Genomic DNA, 17,327 nt, shown 5'->3' with positions numbered 1-17,327 from the left:
CGCCCCACCGGTATGGTCGTCGCCCACCCCGGCTCCCCGGACCTTCCCCGAAAGGTGCCGCATGACCAAGCCCGCCACCGTGAACCTGACGAAGGCCTCGCCCACGGTCTCCCTGGACAAGCACGGCGTGACCTCGGGAATGATCAAGGTCAACCTCAACTGGACCTCGCCGCAGGCCGCCGCACAGAGGGCGGCCGGCCAGACACGTGGTCTGCTCGGCCGGATCCGCGCGTCGCTGCGGTCGGCCACGGCCAGGACGGTGGATCTCGACCTCGGCTGCATGATCCGCTGCACCGACGGCTCCAAAACCGTGGTGCAGGCGCTGGGCAACGCCTTCGGCGCAGTGGACCGATTCCCCTACGTCGCGCTCGACACGGACGACCGGACCGGGGCCCGGGAGACGGGAGAGAACTTGGTCATCAACCTGGACCACCAGGCCGAATTCCAGAAACTCCTGCTCTTCGTCTACATCTACGAAGGGTCCGGCGACTTCCGCGGCCTCGACGCGGTGGTGACTCTGACCTCCGACCGCGGCGACCGCTTCCGGGTGGCTCTGGACGACTGCCCACCGCAGGCGCACGCCTGTGCCATCGCCCTCATCAAGCGACAGAAGGGCGAACTCGTCATCGGACGCGAGGTGCGCTGGTTCACCCCTGCGGATGGTCCCGGAGTCCAAGACGTGATCTCCCGCGCCTACCGACTCGGCATGAAATGGACCCCCGGCCGGAAATAACGCCCCACAGTCACGTACACCCTCGGGCGCACTCGGCACTCGACCGGCATACGACTCTACGGTTACCGGGGGCCGCCGCGTTCCCGGCGGTCGGAGACACTCAGCCGCACGCACCCCGACCGCCCACTCGTTCGGTTCGAAACCCGAGCGTGCACCCCTGCACCCGCTGCCCTGGGAAACCATCGGAAGTCGCGACGACGTCCAGAGCTGTATGCGCAGGTTCAATTTCTGCCGGGGGCACGGCGACTTCGGATACTGCTTCAGGTGAACCCTCCACGCGGGACCTGCCCTGCACCACGATCACTGACACCATCCACCCCGTCGCGACAGCCATAAGTCGAGGGCAGACCATTGGAACGGCCAGTCAATGAACGTCAGCTTGCGGTCCTTGAGTGGGTGGCAGCCGGGTGCCCTACTGACGTCTGGGAGACCAGCTCCTACAAGACCCCATGTCAGGCACTGCAGAACCGGGGCCTGGTCACGGTCTCCCGAAGGGCGGCCGGTGGAGCGTCGCCCGGACGACCGCTGGCCAGTATCACCTGGCGCACGGCACCTACCTTCCCCGCAGGTCTCGCACGCAGAAGGCCCAGGCCGCCACTCCGCAAACGCCGCCCACCCGAGCACAGGAAATCCGGCAGCTAAGCGAATGCCCAGTCCTCCTCCACGGCCTCGCGTGACCTTCGCAGAGCATCTGGTGCAGGAACTCACGGAGGCGGGTGGCCGACTCGTCAAGGAGCGGCAGTGGCCCGGAGTTGGAGAAGTGGCCGTCAAGGCGACCTGGACGCCCGCGGGCTCGTCACCGTACCGCCCTTCATGGAAGGCAGCCTCGAGAGCCAGATCGCGGTTCTGGCAGGCGGCGCCGAGCCGGACGAGGCAGGGACGAGTGCCGTCACCCGGCTCACCGTCACAACCAGCCTCTCGGCCGTAGTCCAGAGCGCGGCGGACGCCGCCGGGCACCTGGCTGACGAGGACGCCCGGGCGCGGACTGTCGCGTACCGGGTGAGCAACCTCGATTCGGCCAATCGCATGCCCGAGTCCGTACGGGTCGGGGACAGCCTCGGGACCGCAATGACGCTCATGGTGCTGCGTGACTACAGCCAGCTGCCCGTGCTCGATACGGACGGACGGCTGCGCGGAGTGATCAGCTGGGAGTCCATCGGGCTCGCCCGCATGGCCGATCCCCAGGCCGATCTCGCGGCCGCGACGGTCCGGGCGCAGGAAGCCGACCGGTCCGACGACCTGCTCGACTGGATCGTGACCATCCAGAAGTCTGGCTAAGTACTCGTACGCGATCACGACCACAAGGTGTGCGGCCTGATCACTGACTCCGACCTGACGGTCAGCAGCGTTTCCTCTCCGCGCTGGAGGAGTGCCGGAACTTCCGCAACAGCCTGATGCACTTCCGCCCCGACCCCGTCACGGATGACCAACTGCGCCCGGCTCAAGGCCTTCTTGAGCTGCTGCGCTCCATGGATCCGCAGGGCTGGCGGCGAAGACGGCGCGGGCTCAGCAACCGGTGTAGAGGAAGTGTAGATAGCGCCGGTACGACAGCCCGCGTTGCCGGAGCTTGGCATCCTCCACCGCGGCGCTCAAGGTTCCGTGGAGGTCGCTGTTCTGCTGGAGGGCGACCGTACGGCGGCTGAACTCCTGCCGCTGTTGCCGGGCTCGGTCGCCTGCCGCGGTGTTCTCCCGAGCCAGCCGCGCCTGACTGTCCTCCAGCCGCTTCCGTGCCTGTTCGCGCATGGCATCCGCTTCGGACTCCACGGCCCTGCGCTGAACGGTGAGCTGCTCCCGGCGACGGGCATTGCCCTGCTCGATCGACCTTCTCTCCCCAGCGTCGAGGGCGGCGGGCTGTCTGGCGACGGCCGACGCGAGCACGTGCTTCCGCCATTCGTCGAGGGTCCTGGCCTTAGCTTCACCGATACCCGGAACATGGATCAAGCGGCCGCCACTCAGCACGATGACGGCGCTCGTGTTGTTGTAGGCGCTGTTCTGCACGGGACGGTATCCCGTGAAGTCGGCTGCGGTCGTGACGCCCATCGCGGCAAGACGGGCGACGAGCTTCGGCCCGATGCCGTGCGGCGGGGATTTCGCGATCAGGCGGCGACGGAGCTGATCCCGGACGAACGCGGCCCGCTTGTCGACGAGCGCCTTGGCCAAGGCGGTCCGGAGTTCTTCCGCGAGTCCGTCGATCTTCTTGTCGATGTCGCGCTGTTTGCGGATCTTGCGTTTCTCGGCCTCCTTGAGCTCACCGTGGTAGTGGGCAGTGAGCTTGTCCTGCGCTCGCGGGTAGGCGGCATTCCGGTCGGCCTGCGCCGCGTCGAACTTCGCCTGGTCCTTGCGTAGCTTCTCCGCTGCCTTCACCGGGTTCTCAAGTCGGTTCAGCTCATTCGTCAGGGTGGCCAGGGCCTCCCGTGACTGTGCCCGCTCCACACGACGGCTCCGGGCGAATGCGGTGGCGACAGCGGCCAGGACGACGGGAGCAGCAGCGAGGGCGATGGGTGCCAAGCCATCGATCAGTGGCGTCGGGAATCCGAGGACGACCAGCAGGACGGCCGCGGCCAGCGCGAAAGGCCAGAGCACGGCCGTGACGACATCGAGCAGCGTCCGGCTGCGAAAACAGTCCGGGGAGACGGTGGGCGCAACCGCCTGAGGCGCCGGCGGGGAGACGTGTCCCGACATCCAGCCGGGCAGTCCGCCCGCACCGGGCGCCGCTGTGGGGGTGGGCGACGCCGGGATGGGTGACGTGGCGGAAGCCCGCTGCGAGGGAAGGACCGCGTGAGCCAGCGGCGGCAACAGGTCCAGCGGCTGGAAGGCCAGGGATCTCACCTGGTCTGCGAGACCGCTCACCGTCCGGTCCTGATGGGCGAGGAGCGTCCGCAGTCCCGTGGAGCCTGCTGGGCTCTTGAAGTCGTCCTCGGTGAGAAGAAGAGACTCGCCCTTCGGTTCATGGAGCCGGTTCCACAATGCGGGGTCGGCGGCGACCGCCTTGAGCGACAGGAAGATGACCCACGTCGAGAACCGGTCCAGTGTCGCCCCGAAGTCGTCGTTCCCGCGCATGGGCGACTGGTAGTTACGGTGGCCGCGCTCGGTGCCCCCCAAGCCGGCCAGCCCCGGCACGTACATGCCGTCATAGTCGACCAGGCGGAACGTGTCGTCGCTCGCGACGAGCAGGTTGCCGTGCTGGAGATCACCGTGGGCGATCTCATGTACGGACAGATCACGGGTCAATGCCTCGAACCGGTCGGCCAGACGAGCGACGGCAAAGCGGTCCGTGTGGTTGTCGTCGAGCCAGGAAGACAGAGTGACGGCGTCTATCCACTCCATCTTCAGGACCGGATAGCGATCCTGGCCGACGCTGATCGCGTCGGGCAGGTACTCGAATCCGAGTTTCCACGGTTGGGAGAGCTCGGCCGGGTCCAGCTGCGCGAGTCGAGCGCTGATGGCCTGGTAGCGACGCTCTTGGTCGGGAACATGGCGAGTGAAGCACTTGACCGCGTACCGCTGCCCCGATGTGCCAGAGGTCAGGGAGAACACACTGGCGAAGGCTCCCGAGATGGCGCGGGGCAGACCGAGCTTTGTCAACTCGGGTAGGGCACCCCTGAGTTCTGGATGCCGGAAACAGAGATGCGTGTGCTGCAGCGCTTCTGCATAGGCGGCACCACTGGGAAACTGCGGAGCAGTGGTCGAGCTCACGTTCACCGCCCTTCGAAGTCGACCCGTACGATCGCCACATCGTCGTTGCGCAACTGCCGCGACTCCCGAAGACCGTCCAGCCACTCCATGAACGCGCCCAGGTCGTCCGGTCCGGAGAACTCCAGCAACTGACGTACGGCGATGTCACGGTCGGACGTCGACAGAAACCACGCAGCCAACGCGTCCGTCATCAGGAACAACCGGTCACCGGGCAGGGACCGGCCTTCGGTGAACCGAGTACGGCGCGCCAGCAGCCCCACATCACGGTTACGGCTGCCGAAGAGGTCAGGGACCGTGCCGAACTCCTCGGCAGCCGTCACCGGGAACGCCTCCACGAGCCGGTCGTCACGCAAGTGGAACAGACAGCTGTCCCCCAGAGCGGCGGCACGCCACTGCCATGCCGGTTCGGGCGCCTCGATGTCGGTACCTGCTTCAGTGCTGGGGACCGGGTCGATTCGCAGAGTGAGCAGTGTCGCGTAGGCGCCTTCGGCGAGCTTGGTGTGCTCGTACCACTTCAATGGGCGCCCTTCCGCGACTCGCGCCTGCGTGTACTGCGCGAGCCAGGGGTCCCACTGAGCCACGGCAGACGCAGCGAATTCCTCGAAGGCGGGCCCGCCGGCCAGCACGTCCGGCTGTTCCATGGCGCATTCGACTGCCACGCGCGAAAGCAGCCGAGCCCAGTCCTTGGCCAGAGCGCTCTCCGTCGCCCCGTCACAGACTGCCGCGGTGAGCGGTTCCCGCAGCATGTCATCGTGTGACCGGATCGGCAGCACGGCGACGGCGTCCTCGCATTCCGCCTCCGTGCTCCCGGACTTGGAGGCTACGAGATGTGTGACGTACACGCAGGAGGGTGGGCGCGTCACCGAAGTTCGGTGGCGCGGGTGCCGATGTCGAGGAACTGGACGACCGTGGTGATGTCCGCGTTGTAGACGAAGCCGCGGGTGGTCTCGCTGACCCTCTGCCCCTGCGAGGCGGCGTACGAACGCATGTGGCTGGGCAGGGGGCTCGACATGGAGAAGAGGGTGCGGGCATAACTGTCCGGGAGACCGTCGGCGGTGTCGGGGAACGCGGTCGGTGATCCGCCTGCGGCGGAGACGTGCAGGTTGAACAGCAGGGCCGCACCATCGGCCGTGGCGTGTGAAATGATGGCGTCGGCGGCCGCCGTGGGGTCGCCGTCGGTGGACTCGCCGTCCGTCAGGTTGATGACGATCGGGGGGAAGCCGGCCGGGTAGCGCTCGGTCCAGCCGGAGACGAGGCTCTCCGCGTACTGCAGAGCACGGTTCATCGGGGTACCGCCGTGGGCGACCGGGTCCATCCACAACGGGAAGTTGACAGTGGTCTCGACCAGGCCCCCGGCTCCGTCGGGCACCTTCTTGCTGCGCTCGTCCACGCGGGCCGGATTGTCCGCCACCTCACTGAGGGGAACGATGTCGCGACCTGCGAGCGAGCCCGCGAACGCCGAGCCGACGGTGGCCCCGTAGCCGATGACGGCGACATGGAAGTAGTCTCGTACGCCTTCCTCCTTGGCGCACTTGACCGAGAGCTCGGTGAGGAGTCGGTTGATGGCGTCGGCGACGACATCAGCCTTCTGCTGCGGGACTTCACCGCCGATCGGGTCGCTCATAGACGTCGACTGATCGACGAGGAAGATGATGCTCGTCGGATTGCTGCGGCTGATCTCGGCCGTGTACGGCACGTTGCGCTCCTGGCGAACTGCGAAAGAGGTCGGTCGTCAGAGGAGCTCACACGACATGCTGACGCTCCGGACGCCGCCGCGCACATCAGGACCCCGAGTCCCCCCGCCTCCATCGTAGTTCGAGCCGTTCAGCGTGTGGGCACACATGGCGAAAGTCGCCTTGTCGAGGCCCTTTCCAGTGCGCCGCCCCCGGGGCAGCCCGCCATTTCCTCGCACGGAGCACCCAGCTCGTTCCTGGGGGCGTCATCGAGGTGGAGTGGCTCAGGCGTCCAGGTGCCTGCGTAACCTTTCCGTCAGGTGATCCGATCTATCCAGGAGTTCAACCAACTCCCTGGTCAGCGCCTCCAGGCGATCGTCGGGCCGGCCTCCGCATCGCTTCCGATCGACATCCGCTGCGCCGACGTACCGTCCGGGTGTGAGGATGTGTCGCTTCTCCCGGATTTCCTCGAGCCCTGCGGTCCGACAGAGGCCCGGCACGTCCTTGTACTCCTCCCCACGGCGTCCGGTGCCGCGCCAGGCGCGGTAGACACCGGCGATCTCGGACAACTCCTCACTCGTCAGCAGACGATGTGACCGACCGGCCAACTCACCCATGGCACGTGCATCGATGAACAGCGTCTGGCCCCGTCGATCAGTCAGCCCACGCGAGCCCTGCGACGACTTGTCTTTTGTCAGAATCCAAACGCAGGCCGGGATCGGGGTGGAGTTGAACAGCTGGGCGGGTAGCGCCACGATGCACGCGATCACATCGTCCTCCACCATCGCCGTGCGGATCTCGCCTTCGCCCATCTGCTTCGACGACACCGAACCGTTCGCCAACACGACGCCTGCGCTACCACGATCGCTCAACTTGTCGACCGCGTGTTGCAACCAGGCGAAGTTTGCGTTGGTAGACGGTGGAGTGCCGTAGCGCCAGCGCGGATCCGACGGTCGGCGCGCCCAATGGGACATGTTGAAAGGCGGGTTGGCCAGCACGACGTCCGCCTTGAGCGACGGCTACAGGTCCCGGGCGAGCGTGTCGGCGCAGCCCAACTCCACCGGGAGTCGTCCATGCATGTCGATGTTCATCCGCCCCAGCCGCCAACTCTGGACGTTGATTTCCTGCCCGTAGCAGGCGAGATCGGCGGCCTGATCTCCCCCATGCTCCGCCGCGAACCTTGCCGCCTGCACCAGCATCCCGCCAGAGCCACAGCATGGGTCGTACACCCGCCCTTGCTGTGGCTGCAACGCCTCAACGAGGCGTCGCGCCACACTCCTCGGAGTGTGGAACTCTCCGCCCTTCCTCCCTTCGAAGCGGGCGAACTCAGCGAGAAGGTCCTCGTACACCGCGGCGCCCTGGCTGTCTTCGAGGATCGTGAAGAGTTCCGTGATGCGCCGGCGTTCTAGACCCCCGATGAGTTCACTTGCAGATGGAATCGCCTCGGCGAAATCGCGACGGGTGCGCCTTACGGCGTCAATCATCTCATCGAGCACTGCCACGGGATCCTGGTCAGGATTCCGGACGCGCTCAGAAAGGGGGTCCCACTGCTCGAATTCCGAGGACAGCACATGGAGGTACAGCAACGTCAGAACGATGCTCTTGTAGTCCGCCTCGTCCACGGTGCCGCGCAGGATGTCCACGGCCTTCCGCAGCAGGTCGACGGCTGCCATCGGCTGCTTGCCGGTTGCCGGGGCGTCCCTCACCTCTCACCACCCGGACTCATGGTCATCTCCGACACGACCAGATCCTGGAGCGCTCGGCTTTCCCTGAGCGCGGCGAGGCTCCGATCGTGGAGGGGGGTCACGATACGGGCGAATCGCTCCCGCACCTCCCCGGCCGGCCAGAACAGGGGAAACACCGCGAACTTCTTCCGGCTCATCGCCCGCGCTTGCTCTCCTTGCACTGCGGTGACCAGATCCCCGCTCCTGGAGCGCAGCTCGTGCAAGAGCCACATCCGGTCCGCCTCATCGTCGGTGCGAATCGCCAGCATGCCACGCCCCGGGACGACGGGGATCGCGGCTGCCACCGTCCTCACTTCACCCGGCCTGGGCGCAACCAGCAGTGTCCCGGGAGGGCAGACCGCCTCAACAGGTGCCCACGTGATCTCCGTTGTTCGCTCCAGGTGAGCTGCCGTGCTGTTCAGCACTTCCCTCGGCGATGCCCACGCGAGGGCTGCCGCACCCTCGACCGGGGCGGACCGGGGAGCCCCGCCGATCACCCGAGCCACATCGGCGACCGCCACACCTGGCCGCCGGGCGTGGCCGCCCTCCTGGGTAAGGCGGCTGAAGTGCGCATCCGCGAGTTCCGTCGCGCACTCCACGATCCGGCTGTTGAGGGCAATTTTCCGTTCCGCAAGGTCCATGGTGCGCAGGATCCGCGTACGAAGGAGGCGCGGCGGCAACGCGACGGGAAGCTGCTTGAGATCGCCGAGAGGAAGTGTCGCGTGCTCTGCACCCGCGGAGCCCGCTCGGAGCAGCTCACGGGTTTCCGGTGCGCCGAGCCACCAGCGTATCCACGTGTTGATGCCGTGGTTCAGTCCGGCCGGGGTGAACCGGATGACGGCGACGGATCGGGCTACGTTCCAGCCCTCGTGCCGCGGGGCTGCAACTGCCGTGTCCCTGATCCTTCCGACCAGCACGACAAGAAGATCGTCCATCCGCAGCGCCGTCCGACGGTTCTTTAGATCCACGGTGGGGGAGATCTTTGCGAGATCGCTGTCGTCGACCGCCCCCTCCACGACGTCGCGGGCACGGACCATGGGGACTCCCGCCGGATCATGACTACCGGGACGCACTACGCCATAGGTCACCGACTCCACTCCAGGCATGTCAGCCAGCTCTCTGGTGACCCACCTGGCCGACTCGAAGTCTCCGAGTTCTTCCCTCCGGTTCATTGCCTCACCATGACCCATCCTCCGTCCCCAACACGTGTCGAAGCCGTTGGCTGATGCGCGCGGTGTGATCGAAGTGCTCGTACAGCGCGTCCTTCGCGAACTGGTGCTGCCCCTCGGCCCCTGCGGGACCGAGAGCTGCGAACGGTGTCTGCACGTAGCTACCCGGGCCCAGGTCGTATCCGCGTCGCGCGATGTCGTCCTGGCGCACCGAGCGACACCAGCTCACATCTCGGGGCTCATGGCAGTCCTCGTCGGAGGAAATTCCGCGCCAGCTGGTGAAAAGGGAACAGATCAGGTCGATGTTCTCGTCCGTGAGTCTGCGCGCCAACCCTCCAGTACGCGCACCCAGTTGCCGCCCATCCACAAAGAGAGTCTCTCCCACCCTGGATCTGCGGCCCCACCGGTCCCTCGTCCTCTTGTCCTTACTGAACAGCCACAGGGTCGTGCACCTACTGCAGCATGCAATTTTTGTTTTAGGTGAGGGTCGACGTCACGCCGGTCAGCGGCTACCCGGCGTGTTCTGATCGCGACTGGAGGAGCGGGGGTGTCACGGGCATCACCACCGAACCCCGACGGGTGGCGGGCGCACCAAGTGGTCATGGACTACCTGGAGAACGAAGCTCGTCCATGCCCGTAGGCAGATGCTCAGCTCGCACTCTACGTAGAGCTCGGCGCGCGCCCGACGCGCGGTTGTGGGCAGCGCTGACCCAATGAGATGCGGCGCGCTGCGGTTACCCGCCGACAGTGTCAGCACAAGTCGCCTCGGGCAGAGGCGGAGCGGCCTGCGTTGCATCCGCCGGCGGCCTCTTCGAGCCCGGCCCGCTCCTGGGCTCGGCAGGAGGTACCTGAGTCAAACTGCGGTGCTACGTTGCATCGGCCGATCAGTGCGACGGGCAACGTCACACAGGCGACGATCCCCCTGATTGGCCGCCCGTCAGTAGTCGAATGCGTCGAGGTGCCGGCGCAGCAGGTCACCGATGTCTTCGCGGCTCCCTTCGACTGGCAGCGGCGAAGGGGTGTCCTCGCCGTTCGCCATGGCGAGGCTGCTGGCGAAGCGCACGAGGTCGGGCGCCGGAGCGAAGGAGTCGCGCAGCCAGACGGCGAAGGTGCCGGCTTCGTCCGCCGTCACATCGGTGAGGGTGATGTAGGCGTAGTCGGGCTCGGTGATGGCCGCGGTACCGTCCACCCACACGTCCGGCGCCAACTCGATCTCGAAGTCCAGCACGGTCATCTCGTGGATGCCGGACCGCCGGTGCCCGATGGTGGGATCGGGAAACGCCTCGCGCAGCGCCCGCTCCAGGGTCTGCAGTGTGGCGTGCCAGGCTCCGCCCTTCCCCTCGGGAGGATAGAAGGCGAAGTTCGTCCGGATGTTTCGTTCCGTGGCCATGGTCTTCCTTGCGCTCAGGGGACGTACCGCGTCGAGCCGGGCGTGCCTGTCATCGCCATCATGGACTGCCAGTAGGCGGCGTTGTCCTGTCCGTTCGTCACGATCTCCAGACCCCTGATCTCGCTGTTGGCGGGGTTGGCCATGGCCTGCTTGTAGCGCACGAGTTCCCTCTCGTCGCCCGCGTACATGGAGTCGACGACGGGGTCGAAACCGATCTTCCCCTGCTTGTTCACCTTGACGGGCTTCGTCAATGCTTCCTCGACCCGGTCGAGGGTGCGGAAACTCTTGTTCGTGCAGTCCGGGTCCCGTACGTGCTTCGCCTCGACGAGATACCCGTCGAGAGGGCGGATGCCGTCCACCATCAGTCCGCGTCTGCTGCCGAGCAACGGCACCTCCCGCTCGGGATAGCCGGACACACGGAGCTGGTAGGCGTTGTCCGGATCCAGCGGGCCGCCGCCTCCCGCGAAGCCACCGGTCTGGAGACCGTTCATCCATGCGCGGAACTGCTGCTGCTCCGCCGCTGTGAGCAGGCGCGTTGTACCCGGCGTCGGCGGAATCGGGTCGGCGGAGGGGATTGAGGGGTCGACCTTATTGCCCATCGGGGCGAGCGCCGGCACCTGTCCCGTGTACGACGCGAGCGCAACCGGCACGGGCGCCGGCGCAGGTACGAGGGGCGGCAGGAACGGAAATCCGGGGATGACGGGCGCCGTCGGCGGATCGGCAACGGGAAGCGTGATGCGTGCGGCGGAGGAGTCCAGTGCGTGCCCCACTGAGCCGAGGTCCCGAATCCAAGAGTCTCCGAGTACGGCGTCGAGCAACCCGCCGTCGTACCCGTTGCCCCCAAAAATCGGCTGGTCCCAAGGCATGTCGACCGCAAGAAGGTCCAGCTTGTGCTGAGCGATCTTCCCCTTGGCGGCCTCTACATGCTCGGCGTACCGGTCGCATGCCTTCGCGATCTGCGTGCAGGCTGCGACGAGGTTCGTCACCAGCGGCTCGCCGTCCTCCGCCTTCGCCGGCGGGCAGGTGAGGCCGACACTGTGCTTGACGTACGTCTGGAAGGCATCAGCGGCCTCACCGGAGTGAGCCTTGCTCGCGGTGAGGGAGTATGCCTGTGCGTCCTCCAGGAAGCGCTGCATGAGTACCCCGGCGTGACGCCAGGAGCCGGCGACGTCCCGGATCTTCTCCGGCGAACCGCGGAAGCGGTCGCTGCCGCCGCTGGGGACGTACTGCTCGTACCAGGCGGTCTCCCCCACCACTTCGGGGAGCTCCCGGCCCAGCCCGAGGTAGTTCTCGGTGCAGTCCGCGCCAGGGTCGCCCATTCCTGCCGTGAGGTCGGTCTGCCGCCCGAGGAACGCGGCCACCTGGCGGCTCTCCTCAGCCATGAACTCGCGGGCGTTACGCATCAGACCCTTGCTCGTCTCGCCCAGGACGTACGAGCTGAAGCCCATCTTGTCGAGCGTCGCGGAGGCTGCCGAAACGTACACCTTGGCAAAGGCTCGCCCGGCCTCGTCGTCCCCTGCCATCCCGTGTTGCCGTGCCAGTTCATGGCCCAGGGCGATAGCCGTGTCGCGCGCTCCCCGCATCGTGTCGAGAAGCCCCATGGAACCGCGGATCATTCCTTCCGCGATGAACTTGACGTCCGGAGCAAGACCGGTCACCGTCGCCCCCCTTGCAGACGTGAATCGCCAACCTATCCCAGACGCCTCGCCGTTGTCTGGGCTGTGCCAGTCGCTCGGCTCATTGCTGACGGCGAACAGGCGGAAACCGAACAGTGGCACCCCGTCAGGATCGACGTCGTCGGGGGCGGGCCTACCTTCCAGAAGGAAGCTGAAGAAGGCTCTCAGGGCTTCGTTGCCCAGGTCCGAGGAGTGGAAGGGCAGCGCGTACGGCTCCTCGTCCCGCTCCGGGTCGAACTCCACAGGATGGCTACCCGCCCAGTAGGGCTTCTCGAAGGGGAACGGGGCGCCGATGTTCTCCACGATGCCGCCATCCGGGGAGAGGCTCAGCGAACGCGTTAGGAGCCTGGAGAAGGAGAACGAACACTTGCGGGCGAAGCTCAGTGACTGAAGGCCGGACTCAAGCCACTGGCCTTCTCGCGCGCAGCTCACGGAGGCGAACTGGCGGTGACAACAAAGAACGCCGCCCGCGCTGACATCCAGTACACCCACACAATGACAATCTCAAGGCCTCGCTCATTCGAGCGAATTGTTTCGAATCGCCAGTCGCTGACCAATGGAACTGACAGCATGCCGCCGTTGCAGATCGCTTCGAGTCGAAGGCGGGCCATTGCAACGGCAGGTCAATGAGCAGCAGCTGTCGGTGCTGCAGTGGGTGGGGGCCGGGTGCCCTGCCGGTGTCTGGGCGACCAGTTCCTACAAGACCACCTGTCAGGCTCTGCAGAACCGGGGCCTGGTCACGGTCTCCCGGAAGGGTGGGCAGTGGAGCGTCGCCCTGACGAGCGCCGGCCAGCACTATCTGGCGCACGGCACGTACCCTCCCCGCGGATCACGCCCGCAGAAGACCCAGGCCGCCGCTTCACGGCCCCAGTCCACCCGAGCCCTGGAGACTCCGGCCGCCGGGCGGAAGCCAAGCCCTCCCCCACGGCCTCGCGTGACATTCACGGAGCAGCTGCTACACGAGCTCGCGGAGGCCGGCGGCAGGATCGTCAAGAGCGGCAGCGGTCCGGGCTTGGAGAAATGGCCGTCCCGCGTCGCCGCGGCACGCAGGTCCGGAAGGGTCCCGGAGGCGAAAAAGCTGTACGGGGGCTGGTGCCGTGGCGGGTACGAGATCCAACTCGTCGACATCCCCGCCTGGCGCCTCGCCGTCCTCGAACCCGTCCCCGTTCCCTCCCGGCTCACGCGGCCGCACACCGTGGTCCGGGCCATGCAGAGCGAACCCCAGCCGCTGGGCCTGACCAAGCCGGTCCAAGGGCGCGCCCTCAGGCTTATCCATGCGCTGGTCACCGCCACCGAAAACGCAGGACACTCCAGTGGGCAGGGCAGACCGGCTTCGCGCCTCCGCCGCATCGGCGCCGCAGGGGGTCTCCCCACTTCACCATCACCGCGCAGGGCCAGACCGTGCAGTTCCTCGTCCTCCAGGAGCAAGACCGGGCTGAGCACGTCGCCACCGAGAAGGAACTCGCCGAGGCCAAGAAAAACTCCTGGATCAGGATCCCCCGCTTCGACTACACCCCGTCCGAACGCCTCCGCTTCGTCCTCAGCGGCGGCCAGCCGCACCGGGCGAGCGAATGGGCCGACACCCCCGCACGCTCCCTCGAAGACCAGCTCGCCGAAATCGCGCAGGAGGTCACGCTTCGCGGCGAAGCCGCCGAACGCAGACGCCTCGACGAGATCGAAGCGGCCCGCCAGAAGCGCATCCGCTGGGAAGCCGCCATGGACGAAGCACGCGTCCAGTACGCCGAGGCTTATCGCGTCAGGCACTTCGAGGCGCAGGAAGCGGCATGGCGCCACGCCACCCGACTGACGGAGTACGTGAGCGCCGTACGCACCAGGGTCGAGAACATGCCCCCAGGCCAGACCAGAACCGAAGCCGAAACATGGATCGACTGGGCAGCAGCCCGCGTGGAGGGCCTCGACCCTCTGAACACACCGCCCCGGTTGCCCGACGTCCCCGAACCGCGAGCCGACGATCTCAGGCCCTTTCTCGGGCACTGGAGCCCATACGGCCCCTGACTCAACACGGACCGGACTCCCACCTTGCCCTCACGGACAGTCACTACCGAGAGACAGGTGGGGCTGGGGCAGCCGACAGCTCAGCAGCCAGTGCCCCAGCCACCTCAAGTGCCTAAGACCAGACAGTTGAGGGCTCCACTCGGTGGCCATCAAGCCTGCATGACGACCCATCAGGAACCGCGCCGTCCGTGCGTCAAACGTGCGTCACGTGCGTCGAACATGCGTCGAGATATCACACCTAACGCACGTAATGCCCATAACGCACATCCGGAGAAACAGCAGGTCAGGAGCCCTTTGAGGCGGGCTCAAGGATCGCCACGCACTCCACGTGGTGCGTCATCGGGAAGAGGTCGAACGCCCTCAGCGTCCGGACCTTGTAGCCGCGTTCCGCGAAGTACGCCAGGTCTCGGGCCAGGGCTGCCGGGTCGCAGGCCACGTAGGCGATGCGGCGGGCGCCGAGGCCGGCGAGGTGGTGGACGGTCTGCTTGCCGGCGCCGGCGCGCGGGGGGTCCAGGACGATGAGGTCGACCTCCGTGATGCCCGTGCGCGGGAGGACCGCCTCGACCTTGCCCTGTTCGACGCGGACGCGCGGGAAGCCGGCCAGGTTGTGGCGGGCGTCCTCCACCGCGCGCTTGCCGGACTCGATGCCGAGGACCGCGCCCTGGTCGCCGACGCGGTCGGCGATGGCGCCCGCGAAGAGGCCGACGCCGCAGTAGAGGTCGAGGGCCGTCTCGCCCTTGCGGGGGGTGAGGCCCTGCATGACGGCGAGCATGAGGGTCTGCGCGGCCTTCGGGTGGACCTGCCAGAAGCCGCCGTTGCCGACGCGGTAGGTGCGGTCGTCGGCGCGCTCGCGGACGAAGGCGCGGCCGTGGACGCGGTGGACCCCGCCGTCCTTCTCGTCGACGCGGAGGACGGAGACCGGCTTGTCCAGCTCGACCAGCGGGAGGCGGCCGCCGGGCTTCGGGGTCAGGATGACCTGGCGGTCGTTCGAGCCGGAGGCGGCGATGGCCTCGACCGAGGCCATGTTCGGCCAGTCCTGCTTCTCGACGCCCAGTTCCGAGACGCCCGGTGCCGCGATCATGCAGTGGTCGATCACCTCGACGTCGTGCGAGCGGTGCTTGCGCAGGCCGGCGTTGCCGTCCGCGTCGATCGCGTACTGGACGCGGGTCCGCCACTGCGGGACCTCGCCCTGCGGGAGCTTGTCGCCCTCGGCCGGCATGACCGTGCCGTCCCAGCCGGCTTCCTCGGGGGTCAGGCCGGCGAGCCGCAGCAGCTGCTCGGCGATGACCTCGCCCTTGAGGCGGCGCTGGGCGCCGGGCTTGGCGTGCTGCCAGTCGCAGCCGCCGCACTTGCCCGGGCCCGCGAAGGGGCAGGGGGCCTCGACGCGGTCCTTGGAGGGGTCGAGGATCGTGACCGCGTCCGCGCGCAGGAAGCGGGAGGTCTCCTCGCCCTCGGTGACGCGGGCGACGACCCGCTCGCCGGGCAGCGCGTGGCGTACGAAGAGGACGCGGCCCGCCTCGGTGCGGGCGATGCAGTGGCCGCCGTGCGCGACCGGACCGACCTCGACCTCGTACTCTTCCCCGACCAACGACGAAACAGGGGTGTTCTGCATGGCGGGGAAGCTCCAAGGGGACGCGATGGTGGGCTGCCGTTTGGACGGCAGCCCACCAGTCTAGTTGTTCTTTTTGAGATGTTCTCTGCAGCCTGTGGTTCCCGGCGGCCCTAGTGGCTCTTCCCCGCCGGTTCCTTGTGGCCCTTCTCGACGGGGCCGCGGCGGACCGAGCCCGGCGCGTTCCACTCCTGGCGCTTCCGGGCCCGCTTCTTCGCGGCCTCGGAGGACTGGAGCTGGTACGGGACCGAGGTCACCATGACGCCGGGGGTGAAGAGCAGCCTGCCCTTGAGGCGGAGTGCGGACTGGTTGTGGAGCAGGTGCTCGTACCAGTGCCCGACGACGTACTCCGGGATGTAGACGGAGACGGCGTCGCGGGGGCTCTCGCGGCGGATGCTCTTGACGTACTCGATCACCGGGCGGGTGATCTCGCGGTACGGCGAGTCGAGGATCTTGAGCGGGACGTTGATGCCGCGCCGCTCCCACTCCTCCCTGAGCGCCTTCGTCTCGACCGGGTCGACGTTGACGGTCAGCGCCTCGAGCTCGTTCGCGTGCATGAGCTTGGCGTAGGCCAGGGCGCGGAGGGTGGGCTTGTGGAGCTTGGAGACGAGGACGATGGAGCGGACCCGGGAGGGGCGTACGTACTCGTCGGGGCGTTCCTCGGCGGCGGCGATCTCGGCCGCGACCGAGTCGTAGTGCCGGCGGATCGCGGACATCGTCCCGTAGAAGATCACCATGCCGAGCAGGGCGACCCAGGCGCCGTGGGTGAACTTGGTGGCGAGGACGACCACGAGGACGAGGCCGGTGAAGAAGGCGCCGAAGGCGTTGATCGCGCGGGAGCGGATCATGTGGCGGCGCTTGGCCGGGTCGCGCTCGGTCGTCAGGTGCCGGTTCCAGTGCCGGACCATGCCGATCTGGCTGAGGGTGAAGGAGACGAAGACGCCGACGATGTACAGCTGGATCAGCCGGGTCGAGTCGGCTCCGTAGACCCAGACGAGGAGGGCGGCGGCGCCGGCGAGGAGCACGATGCCGTTGGAGAAGGTGAGGCGGTCGCCGCGGGTGTGCAGCTGGCGCGGCAGGTAGCGGTCCTGGGCGAGGATCGAGCCGAGGAGCGGGAAGCCGTTGTACGCGGTGTTGGCGGCGAGGAAGAGGACGAGCGCGGTGGCCGCGGCGAGGAGCACGAAGAAGAACGTTCCGTCGCCGAAGACGGCGGCCGCGACCTGGGAGATCACCGGGTCCTGGACGTAGCCCGCGCCGACCGGGACGCCGTTGACCAGCAGGTCCTCGGCGGGCTTCTCGGCCATCCGGACATCGGTGGCCATGGCCAGGAAGATGATGCCGCAGAACATGGTGACGGCCAGGCCGCCCATGAGGGCGAGCGTGGTGGCGGCGTTCTTCGACTTCGGCTTGCGGAAGGCGGGGACACCGTTGGAGATGGCCTCGACGCCGGTGAGCGCGGCACAGCCGGAGGAGAACGCGCGCAGCAGCAGGAAGACGAGCGCGAAGCCGGCCAGCCCCTGGTGCTCCGGCTTGATCTCGTAGTCGGCGGTGGGCGCCTTCATGGTCTCGTCGAGGACGATCCCCTTGTACGCGCCCCAGGCGATCATGATGAAGACGCCGGCGACGAAGACGTACGTCGGG

General features: G+C 67.4%; 12 protein-coding genes and 1 pseudogene. 3 read left to right on the top strand and 10 right to left on the bottom strand.

What is annotated here, in order from left to right; translation table 11 throughout:
• Positions 1 to 61 precede the first annotated feature (61 nt).
• Complete coding sequence (locus tag AMK27_RS14020) at positions 62 to 733, top strand: hypothetical protein (protein ID WP_073906426.1); 672 nt, start codon at positions 62 to 64, stop codon at positions 731 to 733.
• Between the two features lie 813 nt (positions 734 to 1,546).
• Positions 1,547 to 2,011 carry a CBS domain-containing protein gene (locus AMK27_RS14015; RefSeq protein WP_143204852.1) on the top strand — a complete coding sequence of 155 codons (465 nt, stop codon included), beginning with the start codon at positions 1,547 to 1,549 and terminating at the stop codon, positions 2,009 to 2,011.
• 228 nt (positions 2,012 to 2,239) lie between these two features.
• On the opposite strand, the gene AMK27_RS14010 is transcribed toward AMK27_RS14015, so the two are convergent.
• The 8 genes and pseudogenes from AMK27_RS14010 to AMK27_RS13975 all read right to left on the bottom strand — a co-directional run bounded on the left by AMK27_RS14010 (position 2,240) and on the right by AMK27_RS13975 (position 12,553).
• Positions 2,240 to 4,429, bottom strand: coding sequence for a hypothetical protein (locus AMK27_RS14010; RefSeq protein ID WP_241847492.1), 2,190 nt, complete (start codon positions 4,427 to 4,429; stop codon positions 2,240 to 2,242).
• 2 nt (positions 4,430 to 4,431) lie between these two features.
• On the bottom strand, positions 4,432 to 5,202 hold the full coding sequence (locus AMK27_RS14005) for a hypothetical protein (RefSeq protein ID WP_241847491.1): 771 nt from the start codon (positions 5,200 to 5,202) through the stop codon (positions 4,432 to 4,434).
• 86 nt (positions 5,203 to 5,288) lie between these two features.
• Entirely contained in the window at positions 5,289 to 6,125 is an 837-nt protein-coding gene (locus AMK27_RS14000; RefSeq protein ID WP_073906420.1) for a vWA domain-containing protein, read from the bottom strand.
• 261 nt (positions 6,126 to 6,386) lie between these two features.
• Positions 6,387 to 7,775 (bottom strand): annotated as a pseudogene (locus AMK27_RS43640) (N-6 DNA methylase).
• 29 nt (positions 7,776 to 7,804) lie between these two features.
• Entirely contained in the window at positions 7,805 to 8,998 is a 1,194-nt protein-coding gene (locus tag AMK27_RS43635; RefSeq protein WP_241847490.1) for a hypothetical protein, read from the bottom strand.
• Positions 8,999 to 9,002: 4 nt separating this feature from the next.
• Positions 9,003 to 9,437 carry an N-6 DNA methylase gene (locus AMK27_RS44540; protein ID WP_445194852.1) on the bottom strand — a complete coding sequence of 145 codons (435 nt, stop codon included), beginning with the start codon at positions 9,435 to 9,437 and terminating at the stop codon, positions 9,003 to 9,005.
• A gap of 495 nt (positions 9,438 to 9,932) precedes the next feature.
• Positions 9,933 to 10,385 (bottom strand): hypothetical protein, encoded by a 453-nt coding sequence (locus tag AMK27_RS13980; RefSeq protein ID WP_073906417.1) that lies wholly within the window; start codon positions 10,383 to 10,385, stop codon positions 9,933 to 9,935.
• A gap of 14 nt (positions 10,386 to 10,399) precedes the next feature.
• Positions 10,400 to 12,553, bottom strand: coding sequence for a DUF6928 family protein (locus tag AMK27_RS13975; protein ID WP_241847489.1), 2,154 nt, complete (start codon positions 12,551 to 12,553; stop codon positions 10,400 to 10,402).
• Positions 12,554 to 13,462: 909 nt separating this feature from the next.
• Here AMK27_RS13975 and AMK27_RS13965 point away from each other — a divergent pair.
• Complete coding sequence (locus tag AMK27_RS13965) at positions 13,463 to 14,077, top strand: hypothetical protein (RefSeq protein ID WP_073906415.1); 615 nt, start codon at positions 13,463 to 13,465, stop codon at positions 14,075 to 14,077.
• Between the two features lie 283 nt (positions 14,078 to 14,360).
• Here the strand turns inward: AMK27_RS13965 and AMK27_RS13960 are convergent, their stop codons facing one another.
• A complete protein-coding gene (locus AMK27_RS13960) occupies positions 14,361 to 15,689 on the bottom strand; it encodes a class I SAM-dependent RNA methyltransferase (protein WP_073906413.1) in 1,329 nt (442 codons plus the stop codon).
• A gap of 110 nt (positions 15,690 to 15,799) precedes the next feature.
• The coding region (locus tag AMK27_RS13955) for an APC family permease (RefSeq protein ID WP_241847488.1) at positions 15,800 to 17,327 on the bottom strand (1,528 nt) is incomplete at its 5' end.

This window comes from Streptomyces sp. CB02009 (genome assembly GCF_001905825.1).
In the GTDB taxonomy this organism is placed as follows: Bacteria; Actinomycetota; Actinomycetes; order Streptomycetales; family Streptomycetaceae; genus Streptomyces.
Note: the sequence above shows the minus strand (reverse complement) of the source record. Positions and strands in the feature narration are given on the sequence as shown.

What these genes read in the sequence shown, in the direction of transcription:
- AMK27_RS14020 (WP_073906426.1), top strand. Translation starts at nt 62, where the DNA reads ATGACCAAGCCCGCCACCGTGAACCTGACGAAGGCCTCGCCCACGGTC.
- AMK27_RS14015 (WP_143204852.1), top strand. Translation starts at nt 1,547, where the DNA reads ATGGAAGGCAGCCTCGAGAGCCAGATCGCGGTTCTGGCAGGCGGCGCC.
- AMK27_RS43635 (WP_241847490.1), bottom strand. Translation starts at nt 8,998, where the DNA reads ATGAACCGGAGGGAAGAACTCGGAGACTTCGAGTCGGCCAGGTGGGTC.
- AMK27_RS13980 (WP_073906417.1), bottom strand. Translation starts at nt 10,385, where the DNA reads ATGGCCACGGAACGAAACATCCGGACGAACTTCGCCTTCTATCCTCCC.
- AMK27_RS13960 (WP_073906413.1), bottom strand. Translation starts at nt 15,689, where the DNA reads ATGCAGAACACCCCTGTTTCGTCGTTGGTCGGGGAAGAGTACGAGGTC.